Consider the following 14,110-nt stretch of genomic DNA (forward strand, 5'->3'; position numbering starts at 1 on the left):
GCGGCGGCGGCAATGCCGGCCCGATCGCGATCGCCGCGGGACCGATCGGCGCGGGCGGCAACGGCGTCGACGTCAATGTCGGCTGCCAGGACGTCGACATCACCGCGCGCGGCCCGATCAATGCGGGCGGCACCGGCATCGTCGCGCGCAGCCAGTGCGGCGTTCGAGTGACGACGCTGCCCGGCGCGCCGGTACAGGGCGCGACTGGCGGGATCGGCATCGTATCGGGCACCGCCGCCGCGATCACGGTCGGCGACCGGCTGTCCGCCGGCAACGGCCTCGCGCTCGATGCGAAAGGTGCCGGCGCGACGATCCTCATCCAGCCGACTGGCACGATCGTCGGCCGCGTCGACCTGACCGACAATGCCGATCAGTTCACCAATGCAGGCCGCTTCGAGGCGGTGGGTGACAGTAATTTCGGCGGCGGTGCCGACCTCTTCGTCAACACAGGCACGATCGCGGTCCGCCCGGCGGCAACCGCTCCGGGCAGCGTCAGCTTCGCCGGGCTGGAGGCGCTGAACAACAGCGGCGTCATCGACCTGCGCAATGGCCAGGTCGGCGACCGGCTGGTCGTGCCGGGCAGTTTCGCCGGCACGGGTGCCAGCACTTTGGGGGTCGATGTGGGAGTAGCGGCGACCGATCGCCTGGTAATCGGTGGTGCCGCGACCGGATCGACCATCGTGCTGGCGACGGGGCTCACCGGCGCGCTGCTCGCCGGCACGGTCGTCGTCGATGCGGGCGCAGGCACGAGCGCCAGGGCATTCCAGCTGGCGGGCGGTACTCAACGGGTCGGCCTGACCGACTATGCGCTGAGCTACGATGCGGGCTCGAACGACTTCGCGATCGTCGGCACCCCCGACCAGGCGGCGGTGGCACCGATCGCGCTGGCGGACGCGCTGCGGCAGAGCTTCTACCGCTCGTCCGACGCGGTCGCCACGCACCTCGACGAGCTGTCGACGGGTCGCGCCTTGTGGATGAACAGCTATGGCTCGGTCGACACCCGGCATGTCGGCATCGCGGCGACGCCGTTCGGACAGGTGCGGACTTATGGCCTGAATTCGCGCCAGGATTGGTTCGGTGTCCAGGGCGGCGTCGACCTGACACTGAGCCCCGGCGTGCTGGTCGGCGTCACCGGTGGCTACACCAACAGCCGCCTGACCCTGTCCACCGATCCGTCCCGCTTCTCGATTGAGGCCGTCAATGCGGGCGGCTATGCCCGGATCGCGCCGGGTCCGTTCCGGTTGGACGCGCTCGGCAAGTATGAGCACGCATGGGTCGGCTTCCGCAACGCGCCCGCAGGGCTTGGTGCCCGCCTGCATCCCGGCAGCTATGGCGGTCGCGCCCAGGCCAGCCTCATCATTAGCGGGAGGCGCGTGACGATAGAGCCGTTCGCCTCGCTCGACTATGCCCATGTCGATCGCACCGGACTGATCCTCGGCCAGTTCGTCGAAAGCATCGACACCGCCGAAGGCCTGCGGGGCAAGGCTGGCGCGAGGGTGAACGCGGTGGTCGGCGACGGGGCCTCGCGCGTGTCGCTCTACGCGTCAGGTGCAGCGGTGCACGAGTTCGGCGACCGCGATCAGCTGACGATCAGCAACGCCGGCACCGCGCTCGCGCTGTTTGCGCCGGTGGTCCCCACCTATGCGCAGGTTCGCGCCGGTATCGATATCACGCAGGGCGCGCGCGTGCACGGCTTCATCGAAGGCACCGCCGACGCCGCCAGCGATTATTACGGCGGAGGCGGCAGGGTCGGCCTGGCGGTGCGCTTCTGATGACCAGGACGGGAGCTGGCGTTCAGCGTCGGCTCCCGCTTGCTTGTTCTTGCCTCGATCCAAGCACTGTTACGTATCGACGATGACCCGCATGCTCCAAGCATCTTCGTTTGGCGGGATCGCCGGCCCGTCGTCGCCGCAGGACGCGATCATCCAAGATCATGCACCAGCCGCCTTTATCGGCAGCTGGAGGTAAGAAGCATCCGCGCCGCCGGTATGGATGATGTGCTGGCCCCGGTTCTGCGGCTCATAGGCGTCAACGCCCGGCATGATCGCACCCAACGCGTTCTGCGAGTCGACGATCAGCCGCAGCTGCTCGCCGGGGTGGAACACCAGCCCGATCGGGAACAGGTCGATCTCGACCTCGACGATCTCGCCGGGCGACAGCTTCTCGACGCGGTCGAAGCTGTGCTCGGGGATCGCGTCGGTCGACAGCGCTTCGTCGAGGTGGCGGGCGGATACGCGCAGCCGCCCGGGCGAACCCTTGTAGCGCAGCACCGAGCCGCTGCGCTCGGTCGCGTCCTGCATCAGCGCGGTCTGGTTGGGCACGTTGAACTGCTGGAGGTGGTTGCCGCGCGCGTCGAGCTTCTGGACGAGGACGAACAGGTCCATGTCGTCGGCGTCCTTCGCCTCCACCCAAAGGTGCAGCTTGGGGTAGCCGACCAGCTCGGTCTCTTCCTCGAAGCGGATCACGAACGAGGCCAGGCCTGGACGCGTCCGCGTGTCGTAGGCGACGCTCGCCTCCTCAGCCGGCGCGTCGGGTGCCAGTGTGCGGGTCTTGCCGTCGAGATAGTATTTGGTGTCGGTGACGCCCTCGGGCGGGAACGCGTCCGCCGGCAGGTTGGTGCGGCCGCCGCCCTCCAGATCAAGCACCGAATAGCGGACGCGCGGTGTCTCCTGCCAGCCATTATCGACGCCCTTGAGGTAGCAGTCGAAGAAGCGGCGCAGGTCCTCCTTGTGCGCCTCGTCATAATAGTCCGGCCACTCCAGCGTGTTGTGGATGCGCAGCCACTTCTCGCGCGAGGCGATCCGCCGCCAGGCGCGGAACTGGCCGGCGGTGTGCAGCGTGTTGGAATAGCTCGCGACGACATAGGCGGGGACGGTGACGTTTTCGAAGCGGACGATCTTGTCCCGCCACAGCTCGTTCATCAGCGGATAGCGCTCGGTCTCGGTGACGATGTCCTCGCGCTGGCCATTGCCCGCATAGTTGTGCTGGAGCCGCTCGGCGAAGCCCAGGTCGGGCATGCCGCCGCGCATGACGAGGTCGCGATAGGCGTCGGTCAGTCCCTCCCAAGGGTTGATCGCGGCCAGGTGCGGCGGCTGCTCGGCGGCGGTAAACCATTGCGAGATGGTGAGGTAGGAGGTGCCGCTCATCGCGACCTTGCCGGTGCACCAATCCTGCCCGGCCAGCCACTCGATCACGTCGTGCGCGTCCTGGCCCTCCTGCCGCCCGAACATGACGCTGTCGCCCTCGGAATGCGCGACGCCGCGCGCGTCCGGGTTGCACACCGCGTAGCCATGCGCACACCAATAGGCCGGATCAGGACCCTCAAACTTCTCCAGCCCCGAGACGAGGTCGGGGGCCATGCCGAGCATAGTGAACAGCGTCGTCGTCCGCGCCGAGCTGCCGCCGCTCTTGCCATAGGGGCTCCAGGCAACGATCACGGGTACCGTCTCGCTGCCCGCCGGCCGGAAGACGTCGACGTAGATCGTCACGCCGTCGCGCAGTGTCACCGCAACGTCGCGGTCGAACACGATGTCGCAGGTCAGCGCGCGGAACTCCGGCGCGATCTTGTGACCGGCCGGCAAGGTGGTCGTGCCGGGCTGGAAGGCGGCGAACAGGCCGTGCTCCTTCTCGTCATAGGGGTATGATTTGACGAAGACCTTCTCCACGCTCATCTCAACGTCCTTCCGATTGCCTCACGAGGCTTTCACCTGATATCTACGCGTGATGATATAGTTGGTTCCGAGCAGTGAGCATGTCCGACGCTGATGATGCACCATCGCCTGTGCGGCGCGGCCGGCGGTCCGGCGATAGCACGACCCGGCAGGCGATCCTGGCGGCGGCGCGGTCCCGCTTCGCCGAAGACGGCTATGCCGCGACGACGATCCGCAAGGTCGCCGCCGACGCCGGCGTCGACCCGGCGCTGATCCTGCAGTTCTTCCAGTCAAAGGAAGGGTTGTTCGGCGCGATGATGGCGATCTCGCCCGACGCCCTGGCGCGAATCGTGGGCGCGTTCGACGGGCCCGGGCAGGGGCTTGGCGAGCGTGTCGTCCGCGCCTTCCTGGCGCTGTGGGAAGGTCCTGCCGAGAACGCCGAGCCGCTGCTGGCGATGGTGCGTGCCGCCGTCTCGAACGAGCATGCTTCGGCGCAGCTTCGCGAGTTCTTTCAGACGCGCTTGCAGGACGCGATCAGCCCGAAGCTGAACCGTCCCGACGCCGCCATGCGGGCCGGGTTCGCATCGGCCATGCTGGTCGGCGTGATCATCGGCCGTCGCATCGTGTGCGTGCCCGCGCTCGCCGACGGGGAGCAGGAAGCGGTCGTCCGCCTGCTTGGCCCGGCGATACAGGTCGTCTTGATCGGAGACGTCGCGCCCTGATCGTCGGCGCTCGACGTCACTTCGCGTCCCGGTGACGTGGTGGTAAATACGCCTGCCAATCAAGCGGATGATGAAGCCATGGACTTGCTGCTTGCAGGAAAAGGCGCGCTGGTCAGCGGCAGCAGCATCGGCATCGGCGAGACGATCGCGCGAGTGCTAGCGGATGAGGGCGTCGCCGTCGCCATCCATGGCCGCGACGCCGACCGGGCGCAGCGCGTCGCTACGTCGATCGCCGAGCAGGGCGGTTATGCCGTCGTCGTGACCGGCGACCTGACCGACGAAGCGGCAACCAGGCGGATCGTCGCGGACAGCGAGCGCCTGCTCGGCGGCGTCGACATCCTGATCAACAACGCCGGCGGCTCGGGCGAGAAACATGTCTGGGAGGAGACGCCGGTCGAGGCGTGGATCTCCGCGTTCGATCGCAACGTGGTCGCAGCGGTGCGGCTGACCAACCTCTTGCTGCCGAAGATGCGCACCGCCGGCTGGGGCCGCATCGTCAACATCTCCAGTCTCGCCGGGTCGCTGCCGCCGGCGACGGGGCCGGACTATTCGGCTTGCAAGGCGGCGATGAACAACCTGACCAAATCGCTGTCGAAGGCGGCGGCCGGCGACGGCATCACCGTCAACGCGATCTCGCCCGGCACAATCCTGACGCCCAAGCTGGAGGCGGCGTTCCGCGCGATGGCGGCCGACAAAGGCTGGGCCGCCGCCGATGCGCCTTGGGGCGAGATCGAGCGCGCCGTCCTGCCGCATGTGTTTGACGTGCCAACCGGTAGGGTCGGCCTACCCGAAGACATCGCCAGAGCCGTCGCCTTCCTGTGCAGTCCGCACGCCGGTTACATCACCGGCGTCGACCTTCCGATCGACGGCGGCGCTATGCCGGCGCTGTGACCCGCACGTTCTATTAACGGGTGCAGGAAGAGATGACTTCGGAGGTCCAGCTTTCGCTAAGGCTTGGCGTTGCAGTACTTGAAACGCTGACGCAGAGGCGGACCTTCAAATCGCTGCTATGTCTGCCAAATTGGACATTTGGTTAGGATGTCAGTCGTCGAGTTTGGGTTATCAGGACATCGCGATCGCACCTCGCTTACCCGACAGCGCGGCTAGGACGAGCAGGATGATACAAACGTTCACGCCCTTGAACAGGACCGCATCGGCAACTCAGCCCGTCGCGCGAGCCGCCTAAAACCGCGACCGCTACAGCACGCTTCCGGCGCAGACGCCGTAGTGATACAGCTTCATTTCAGCGACGGTGTAGATCGCAGCGTTGGCCGCGTAAAACTACAGTTGTCCGATCGCCGTCTTGCCGCGGTCGAAGTAGGGCACCGGCACCGGCGTGTCGTCGGCTTGGATCCCGTCAGCGGCGAGCACTGCATCGCCGGATGCGGCTGACCACGGGTCGGGGAGCGCAGCGGCCTATCCGGTCCAGCCCGCCGTATCGAGCGGTCGAATCAATCCACCTGCCGAAGCATATCGATAAACGCGCGCAGCGCGGCGCGGACGTGGCGGTGGCCGGGGTAATAGAGGCACAGCCCCGGTATCGCGGGACACCAGTCCTCCAGCACCGGCACCAGCGTTCCCGCGGCGAGCCGTGCGGCCGCCACGCTCTGCGGCACATAGGCGATGCCGAGGCCGTCCGCGGCCGCCTCCGTCATCAACCGGGTGTGGTCCAGCGTCAGCGATCCGGGCACGTCGACGACCATCTCCTGGCCGTGCTTCTCGAACTCCCAGCGATACGCCTTGCCGCTCGGCATCCGGTGGCGGATGCAGCGGTGGCGCGACAGGTCGTCCGGCACGCTCGGCGTGCCGTGCCGCGCGAGATAGTCCGGCGACGCCACCGCCAGGAACCGCACGTCGCCGCCGAACGGCACAATGATCATGTCCTGCGGCACCGACTCGCGCAGCCGCACGCCCGCGTCGAACCCGCCCGCGACGATGTCGATGAGGCGTCCATCGGTCACCAGGTCCAGCGCCACATCAGGATAGCGCTGAAGGAAGGCCGGAACGACCAAGCGTAGCAACTGCTCGGCGCCGTTCTCGCCGCAATTGATCCGCAGCGTGCCGCCGACCACGCCGCCATCGTCCGCCAGCAGGTCGAGGGTGGCGTCGAACTCCCGCAGGAGCGGCCCCAGCCGCCGCAACAGCTTCTCGCCCGCCTCGGTCGGTGCGACGCTGCGGGTCGTTCGGTTGAGCAGCCGCACGCCCAGCCGCCGCTCCAGGCCGATGATCGCATGGCTGAGCGTCGAGCGCGAGACGCCGAGCATGTCCGCCGCCTCGCGAAAGCTGCGATGCTCCGCGACCGTCGCGAAGGCGGTCAGGTCTGCGATGCTGGGCCGTGCCATTGGTGGTGCTCCTTCACCGGGTCATGCCGATGTCGGCCACTAATCGACCGCAGCCGTGCTCGCTAGATGACCAGCGACATCAAGGAGCGATAGCGATGAAGACCTGGCTGATTACCGGCGCATCGTCCGGGTTCGGACGCATCATGACCGAGCATCTGCTTGAACGCGGCGATCACGTTGTCGCGACGGTCCGGCGTGAAGGATCGCTCGACGATCTGGTGCGACGCCATGGCGAGGCGCTGCGGGTGCACCTGCTCGACGTCAGCGATACCGCCGCGGTGCGGCGAACCGTCGACCGCGCGTTCGGCGACGCGGGGCGGATCGATGTTGTCGTCAGCAACGCCGGCTACGGTACGTTCGGCGCGGCGGAGGAGCTGTCCGACGAGCAGATCGACCGCCAGATCGCGACCAATCTCACCGGCTCGATCCAGCTCATCCGCGCCAGCCTGCCGCATTTGCGTAGCAGGGCGGCGGCCGTGTCGTCCAGCTGTCCTCGGCCGGCGGGCAGGTCGCCTATCCGAACTTCAGCATCTACCATGCCACCAAATGGGGCATCGAAGGCTTCGTTGAGACCGTCGCGCAGGAGGTCGGCCCGTTCGGCATCGACTTCCTGCTGGTCGAGCCGGGGCCGACCGGCACCAGCTTCGGCGCGAACCTCGACAGCGCCGAGCCGATGCCGGAATATGACCCGACACCCTCGGGTGAGATACGGCGGATCTTCGCGGCGGGCCGCTTCGGGATACGCGACGATGCGGCCGATGCGGTCGACCGCATCATCACGACGGCCGATCTGGACCGGCCGCCGCTGCGGCTGGTGATCGGCGACATGGCGTTCGATCATATCGAGCGCGCACTGGCTGATCGGCTTGAGGCTGTTCGAACCCAGAAAGCGGCGGTGTGAAGCCGGGTCTGCTGAGATTCGGGTTCGCTGTTCCTGGAAAAGCCACTGGGCGGCGGTGGTCGCCGGGACCGGTCAGATCGTCTGACCGCCCGACACCTCGATGCGTTGACCGTTGACCCAGCGATTGTCGGGGCCGAGCAGGCTCGCCACCATCGGGCCGACATCGTCGGGCAGGCCGACCCGGCCGAGCGCGGTCATGCCGGCGAACGCCTGGTTATAGTCGGGGATGTCGCGCACCGCGCCGCCCAGGAAGTCGGTCTCGATCGCGCCGGGGGCGACGGTGTTGGCGGTGATGCCGCGCGCGCCCAGCTCTCTGGCCATGTAGACGGTGAGGACTTCCACCGCGCCCTTGGCCGCCGCATAGGCCGAGAAGCCGGGGAACGACACGCGGGTGAGGCCCGACGAGAAGTTGATGATGCGTCCGCCATCGGCCAGCACCGGCAGCAGCGCCTGCGTCAGGAAAAACACGCCCTTGACGTGGACGTCGAACAGCGTGTCGAACTGCTGCTCGGTCGTGGCGGCGAAGTCGGCCATCTCGCCGTGACCGGCATTGTTGACGAGGTGGTCCAGCGAGTTCCGATCGAAGGTATCGGCCAGTGCGGCGCGCACGCTTTCCGCAAAGGCCGGGAAGGTCGACACGTCGCCGGTATCGAGCGGCAACGCCACGGCCTTGCGGCCCAGCGCCGCGATCTCGGCGACGACCGCGTCGGCAGCTTCCTTGCCGCTATGATAGGTTAGGATGACATCGCCGCCGTGGCGGGCGATGCTGATCGCAGTGTTGCGGCCGAGACCTCGGCTGCCGCCGGTCACAAGGGATATCGTGGTCATAAGTGCCTCCTTCGGTGTGGCAACCTATGCTGCAATCAGCTCGGCTGATGTTGCGCGATCGTCCGCTATCCTTGCCTGATTGTCCGGGCATGTTGTCCGGGTAAGCCGCTTGTCGTATCCAAGCGGCATGACCGATCGGCTTCTCGACCACGCCCGCCGTTACGCCGATGCCTGTGTCGACCAGCACGGCGTCGCCGCAACACCGGTCGAGGGCCTGGTGATCCTGCGCGAGACCGCGCCGACCATGCTACAATATGTCGTCTCGAAGCCTCTGGTCGCGTTGGTGCTGCAAGGCGGCAAGCGAGTAACCATGGCAAGCAGGACGTTCGACTTCGGTGCCGGCGAGTCCCTGCTCATCACCACCGACGTTCCGACCGTCAGCCAGATCATCAAGGCCAGCAGGGCCTTGCCTTATTATTCGCTAGTGCTCGAACTCGACCCAGCGATCATCACGGACCTGGTTGGTCAGATCGGCCCGGCACCGTTCGAGGCCGACCAGCCCGTCCGGGTCGATCCGATCGAGGCGGAGATCGCCGACGCGGCGCTACGTCTCTTGCGCCTGTTCGATCGCCCGGATGCGCTGGCGGTGCTCGGCCAGCAGCTCCGTCGCGAGCTGCATTATTGGTTGCTGAACGGCCGTCACGGCGGTGCCGTCCGGGCGCTGGGCGTGACCGACAGCCACGCGCAGCGGATCGCACGCGCGGTCGCGCTGCTGCGAACCTATTATGCCGGGCCGGTCAGGGTGGATGCCTTGGCGGAGGCGGCGGGCATGAGCCTGTCCGCCTTCCACGTCCATTTCCGTGGCATCACCTCGCTGTCGCCGCTGCAGTTCCAGAAGCAGCTCCGCCTGATCGAGGCCCGTCGCCGGATGCTCGCCGGTGGCGAGGCGATCAGCGATGCCGCCTACGGCGTCGGCTACGAAAGCGTACCGCAGTTCACGCGCGAATACCGGCGGATGTTCGGACAGCCACCAGCGCGCGACATCCGCACAGCGCGAGCCCAGATGAGCGTCGCTGCGTAGCTTGTCCGACAAATGCTCGAGCGAGCTCCTACCGGACGCAGGCTAGCGCAATCCGGTTCGCCTAACCTTCTTTCTTATCAGTGGCTGACAACCTGTTTATGTCAGTGGCTGACGTTGCGGGATAGCATGTCGCCGCTCACGACAATCAAGGAGGTTACAGTGCGTGTGTTCCTAACAGGGGCGAACGGCTGGATCGGATCAGTGGTCGCTAGCGAGCTGCTAGCGGCAGGTCATGTCGTCACCGGCCTGGTGCGCTCGGAGGAAAAGGGCGCGGTGCTCGCAGCGGCAGGTGGCACGCCGCTGCTCGGCTCGCTCGGCGACCTGGACGTGCTCCGCAGGGGTGCCGCCAATGCTGATGGCATCATCCACACCGCCTTCGGCCTCGACATTGCGAGGATCGTCGAGCTGGCCACGGAGGATCGCCGCGCAATCGAGACGTTCGGCAAGGTGTTCGCCGGCTCGCAGCGGCCGATCGTCATCACCGGCGGCGTCGGCATCATGCCTTCCGGCGAGACCTTCACGGAGGACGCCCGCCCGCCGGTCATGCCCGCGTTCCCCCGGGCCTCGGAGCAGACCGCGTTCGCGCTCGCCGAGCGAGGGCTGCGGGCTTGCGTGGTGCGCAACCCGCGCTCGGTCCATGGCGCAGGCGAGCGCCACGGCTTCGTTCCCATGCTTGCCGCGGTCGCGCGCGAGAAGGGCGTGTCCGGCTATGTCGGCGACGGCGAGAACCTGTGGCCATCGGTCCACAGGCTGGACGCGGCGCGTGTCTATCGCCTCGCACTGGAAGCGGGTGCTCGCGGCGAGGCCTATCACGCCATCGCCGAGGAGGGCGTACCGTTCAGGCTCATCGCCGAGGCGATCGGCCGGCAGATCGGCGTGCCCGCCACCTCGCTGACGCCTGCCGAGGCCGAGGCGCATTTCGGCGGTCTGGCGATGTGGGTGGCAGGCAACGGCCCCGCTTACAGCCGGCAGACGAGGGAGATGCTAGGCTGGGAGCCAAGGGAGGCGGGCCTGATCGCAGATATCCAGCGGCCGGACTATTCCACACATACTGTAGAGTGAACCAACCGCACGCGTAACCGGTGATTACTCGTAGCCCAGAACGGTCCCGTCAGCCTTAACCACCTTGACGAACGATCCGCCCTTGCTGCCGTCCTTGCGAGGGTGAATGCTTGCCTTGATATGGTCGCCAGCCTTTAGCGAATTGCGGCTCCAGCCATGGCGTGAATAATTGTTTGGGCTGCCCATCTCGATCGAATATTCCGTGGGACGACCGCTTTCCGGAACAACAAGCTGGATCCAGCTGTGTGGGTTGGTCCACTGGAAGTCCCGAACGACGCCATCGAGCACCACTACCTTAGTGCTGTCGAACATCGCAAACGAATGGTGCGCGAGCACGCTGGAAGGCAAGGCGATCGTCATTACCATTGCGGTCAATGCCAATGCTTTGCTCTTCAGGGTTGAACTTGCTGTCATCGATACTCTCCAAGCTCGCAGGCAACGCTGTGTTCATGCCAGCGCTGGTTACTGGACGCGGGCGGTTTAGTTATTGCTTCCTGGCGTTTTCGCAGACGAACTCTTTCAGCTCCAGGCCGGGATGACGCTTGTAGACGCGGGTGATCAGCCAGGGCTTGGTGAACGCCTTGGGATCATCGACCACGAACTTGTCTTCAAGGTTGTCGCCGACGCGCCGTATCCGCTCGACGAAATGCAGCGCGTCGCTGTGCGGCGCGACGGAGACGTCGAACGACGTCTCGTTGCGGATGGAGATCGTGTCGACGACCAGCGTGTCGCCTTCCCAATGACCGATCGACTCACCGCTGAAGGTCGGGTCGAGATCGTCCAGCTTGGAATGAGGGCGGCCGTCGGTGTTGATGATCCGCCGCTGGCTCAGCGGCTCGAACAGCATGATGGTGCGCTTGGGCTGCACGACGATGTCGATCGGATAGTTGATCACCATCATTCGCGGCATCCCCTGCGGCAGGCAGTTGGCGCTGCCGTCCTCGACGGCGACGCCCTTGCGGACATCCGTGACGATCTTATCGTACTTCGCCTCATATTCGGCGTTGTACGGAGGGTAGTCGCGCCACTCGGACGAAGACCGCCCCTTGTTGTCGGGCAGGTCGCGCGCCGTGGGATCGAAATTGGCCCCGCCGACCGGCTCCCACACTCCCTCGAAGTCGGGGTGGAACCCTGGCTGGCTCTGAGCGACGGACGATGAGGGCGGCAGGCACAGCAGCGACAGGACAAGACCACTCGTCGCCAGGCCCGCTCGAATTGCACTTTTCATCGCCACGCTGTCCTCGCCTTTTGTTGCTGATGCCGTCTTGGTCAGACGAGCTGACGTTCCGGGAAGTGGTCGGCCGCTGTCCGGGTTGGCGGCGGGGTCTGGTCGGCGGCACGCGTCCCCAAATCCAGCTTGAACAGCGCGTCGGCGTTGGTGCGGCCGATCTTGCGGCGGTCGGCTTCGCTGATCGCGGCGTCGTCGAACCACATGGCCGCGTGATCGACATTCTCGAACGGCCAGTCGGTCGAGAACAGGATGCGGTCAGAGCCGATCTCCAGCATGGTGTCGACCAGCGACTGGGTGCGGAAATTGCCGGAGGTGGTGATGTAGAAATTCTCGTGGAAATAGTCGGCGATCGGCCGCTTGGCGGGATAGCTCGGCGGTGCGATGTGCCTGGTCCAGCCATTGCGGTTGTCGATCCGCCACATCGAGATCGGCAGCCCCTCACCCATATGGCCGAGGATGATCGTGAGGCCGGGATGCTCGTCGAACAGCCCCGAGCCCATCAGCCGCAGCGCATGCACTGCGGTCTCCTGCCCGAACGCCCAGGTCGGCCCCAGCAGCCAGGGGTGCCCCGCATAGATCTGCGCATGCTGCGGCAGCGGGTTGCGCGGGTGGAGGTAGAAGGGAACGCCCAGCTTCTCGACCTCGGCCCAGAACGGCCGATACATCGGCAGGTCGTAATAGAGCATGTCCGGCCCGCCCCTGACCTCGGAGAAGCCGTTGGCCAGCGCGCCGCGAAAGCCGAGCTCGCGCACGCAGCGGATAAACTCGCGCGCCGCCGCGTCGGGGTCTTGCAGCGGCAGCGCAGCGAACCCCTGGAAGCGGTCGGGGCGCTTGGCGACCTCCTCGGCGAGATAGTCGTTCGCCCGGCGCGCGATCTCCACCGCCCTGGCCGGGTCGGCGATCGCCTGCACCGCCGGCGCGTTGAGCGACAGCAGCATCATCTCGATGCCGCGCGCGTCCATCTCGCGCAGCCGCCGGTCCTGGATGTCGAGCAGGCGCGCGCTCAGCTCGGTCCAGCAGGCTTCCGGCAAGGGACCATGCGAATCCTCCAGCGTGTCGGGAATGGCGAAATGCTCTTCGAGCGCGATCTTACCCTGCACGGCGCGCTCCGCTCCGATACACCGCCATGGTCTCCGCCGCCGCCATCAGTCGGCCGAGCGCTGCTGGTCGAGCCGCGCGCCAAGCATCTTGCCGCCCGGCAGCATCACCGCGAGCAGGCTGCCGCCCGGCTCGCCGCTCTTCAGCGGCGCAAAATACACGGTGATCTTGTCGCCCGGCTTGAGCGAGCTCTTCTCCCAGCCCTGCCGCCGCAGCAGCCCGGTCGAGCCGCCCTCGATCGAGTATTTGCCGGCCGGGCTCTTGCCGGCGGGCACGACGACATCCAGCCAGATATGCGGGTTGGTCCACTCCCAGCGCGCGACGACCGCGTTCTTCAGCTCGACCTCCTTAGTGCGGTCGAACATCGCAAAGGAATGGTGCGCCATCGCCGCGCCGGACAGCGTCAGCGCCGCCGCCAAGCCCGCAAGCGCCGGAAATATCCTCATAGACATGCCTTCCAACGTCATTTCACAAAGAGTTCGGGATGGTATCCGGTCTTGGGCGTGCACGTCAGGTCGTGAAGCTCCCAGCGCGGATCGGTCACCGCCTTGTAGGTGACGGTGGTGCGCATCGGCCTGGTCAGCGCGAGCTTGTCGGTGACCGTCACCTCGACGCTCAGCGTCTGCGGGTCGACGCGGTGGTAGCGTTCCTGGATCACGACCTGGTCGCTGTGCGGCACGCCGGTGCCGTCGATCGGCTCGTCCTTGACGCCGATGGTCTGCACCACCAGCGTCGTGCCCTCGTAGTGGCCGACCGAGTTGCCGGCGAAGAACTGCTCCAGATCGTCCGGCGCGGGCAGCGCGCGGCCGTCGAGCCAGACGCGGCGCGGCGGACCGTACTCGCGGGTCATCGCGACGCGGCCCGGCGTCTGCACGATCAGCAACGGCCCGTTCATGCCGGTGATGAACCGCGGCATCCCGGCAGGCAGGCAGGCGACGACCGGATCGTCGGTGCGCGTCCCCGCCGCCGCGTCGGCGACCCGCTTGTCCCAGGTCGCTTTGAACGCGCCGCGCAGTGGCGGCGTCCAGGGTGCCCACCCTTCCGGGCTGGCACCGTCGGCGTGGGGAGCGTCGGCGCGGGTCCAGACGCCGCTGAGGTCGGGCGCGCTCGGGTCGCCATACCAGCTCAGCGCCTGCGGCGGCGAAGCGGCCGGAGCCGTCTGCGCCGAATGCACGAAGAGGCACACCGACGCGGCACGATTGCGGCGCGCGGCCATAACCGCCACATGGGCCCGCAATGACCGCTGATCAATCCC

Annotated in this window: 13 protein-coding genes and 2 pseudogenes; 7 read left to right on the plus strand and 8 right to left on the minus strand. The window is 66.8% G+C overall.

Annotated elements, in window-relative coordinates; translation table 11 throughout:
- The coding region (locus HUU96_RS03600) for an autotransporter outer membrane beta-barrel domain-containing protein (protein ID WP_174291493.1) at positions 1-1,772 on the plus strand (1,772 nt) is incomplete at its 5' end.
- Between the two features lie 159 nt (positions 1,773-1,931).
- Here the strand turns inward: HUU96_RS03600 and HUU96_RS03605 are convergent.
- The gene (locus tag HUU96_RS03605; protein WP_174291494.1) at positions 1,932-3,671 is read right to left on the minus strand and encodes a CocE/NonD family hydrolase; all 1,740 of its coding nucleotides are present in this window, start codon (positions 3,669-3,671) and stop codon (positions 1,932-1,934) included.
- A gap of 80 nt (positions 3,672-3,751) precedes the next feature.
- Here HUU96_RS03605 and HUU96_RS03610 point away from each other — a divergent pair, with 80 nt between their 5' ends.
- Together HUU96_RS03610 and HUU96_RS03615 are read left to right on the plus strand one after the other, a co-directional pair.
- Positions 3,752-4,372: a TetR family transcriptional regulator gene (locus HUU96_RS03610; RefSeq protein WP_174291495.1), complete on the plus strand. Its 621-nt coding sequence runs from the start codon at positions 3,752-3,754 to the stop codon at positions 4,370-4,372.
- 78 nt (positions 4,373-4,450) lie between these two features.
- Positions 4,451-5,263, plus strand: coding sequence for an SDR family NAD(P)-dependent oxidoreductase (locus HUU96_RS03615; RefSeq protein WP_174291496.1), 813 nt, complete (start codon positions 4,451-4,453; stop codon positions 5,261-5,263).
- A 560-nt stretch (positions 5,264-5,823) separates the two neighbouring features.
- Here HUU96_RS03615 and HUU96_RS03620 read toward each other — a convergent pair.
- The gene (locus tag HUU96_RS03620) at positions 5,824-6,714 is read right to left on the minus strand and encodes a LysR family transcriptional regulator (RefSeq protein ID WP_174291497.1); all 891 of its coding nucleotides are present in this window, start codon (positions 6,712-6,714) and stop codon (positions 5,824-5,826) included.
- 143 nt (positions 6,715-6,857) lie between these two features.
- On the opposite strand from HUU96_RS03620, the pseudogene HUU96_RS15295 reads away from it, so the two are divergent.
- Positions 6,858-7,330, plus strand: a pseudogene (locus HUU96_RS15295) (SDR family NAD(P)-dependent oxidoreductase); the annotation flags it as partial.
- 57 nt (positions 7,331-7,387) lie between these two features.
- Entirely contained in the window at positions 7,388-7,615 is a 228-nt protein-coding gene (locus tag HUU96_RS15060; RefSeq protein WP_254604958.1) for a hypothetical protein, read from the plus strand.
- 72 nt (positions 7,616-7,687) lie between these two features.
- Here HUU96_RS15060 and HUU96_RS03630 read toward each other — a convergent pair whose 3' ends face one another.
- The gene (locus HUU96_RS03630; protein WP_174291498.1) at positions 7,688-8,443 is read right to left on the minus strand and encodes an SDR family NAD(P)-dependent oxidoreductase; all 756 of its coding nucleotides are present in this window, start codon (positions 8,441-8,443) and stop codon (positions 7,688-7,690) included.
- Positions 8,444-8,570: 127 nt separating this feature from the next.
- Here HUU96_RS03630 and HUU96_RS03635 point away from each other — a divergent pair, with 127 nt between their 5' ends.
- Positions 8,571-9,464 (plus strand): AraC family transcriptional regulator, encoded by an 894-nt coding sequence (locus tag HUU96_RS03635; RefSeq protein ID WP_174291499.1) that lies wholly within the window; start codon positions 8,571-8,573, stop codon positions 9,462-9,464.
- A 159-nt stretch (positions 9,465-9,623) separates the two neighbouring features.
- Positions 9,624-10,526, plus strand: coding sequence for an SDR family oxidoreductase (locus HUU96_RS03640; protein WP_174291500.1), 903 nt, complete (start codon positions 9,624-9,626; stop codon positions 10,524-10,526).
- Between the two features lie 24 nt (positions 10,527-10,550).
- On the opposite strand, the gene HUU96_RS03645 is transcribed toward HUU96_RS03640, so the two are convergent.
- The 5 genes and pseudogenes from HUU96_RS03645 to HUU96_RS03665 form a co-directional block, all read right to left on the minus strand.
- Entirely contained in the window at positions 10,551-10,940 is a 390-nt protein-coding gene (locus HUU96_RS03645; RefSeq protein WP_174291501.1) for a DUF6152 family protein, read from the minus strand.
- A gap of 70 nt (positions 10,941-11,010) precedes the next feature.
- A complete protein-coding gene (locus HUU96_RS03650; protein WP_174291502.1) occupies positions 11,011-11,754 on the minus strand; it encodes a hypothetical protein in 744 nt (247 codons plus the stop codon).
- Between the two features lie 122 nt (positions 11,755-11,876).
- Positions 11,877-12,857, minus strand: a pseudogene (locus tag HUU96_RS03655) (amidohydrolase family protein); the annotation flags it as partial.
- Positions 12,858-12,902: 45 nt separating this feature from the next.
- On the minus strand, positions 12,903-13,301 hold the full coding sequence (locus HUU96_RS03660; RefSeq protein ID WP_174291504.1) for a DUF6152 family protein: 399 nt from the start codon (positions 13,299-13,301) through the stop codon (positions 12,903-12,905).
- 17 nt (positions 13,302-13,318) lie between these two features.
- On the minus strand, positions 13,319-14,110 hold a 792-nt coding region (locus HUU96_RS03665), incomplete at its 5' end, for a hypothetical protein (RefSeq protein WP_217430255.1).

It is taken from the genome of Sphingomonas bacterium (genome assembly GCF_903644135.1).
In the GTDB taxonomy this organism is placed as follows: domain Bacteria; phylum Pseudomonadota; class Alphaproteobacteria; order Sphingomonadales; family Sphingomonadaceae; genus Sphingomonas.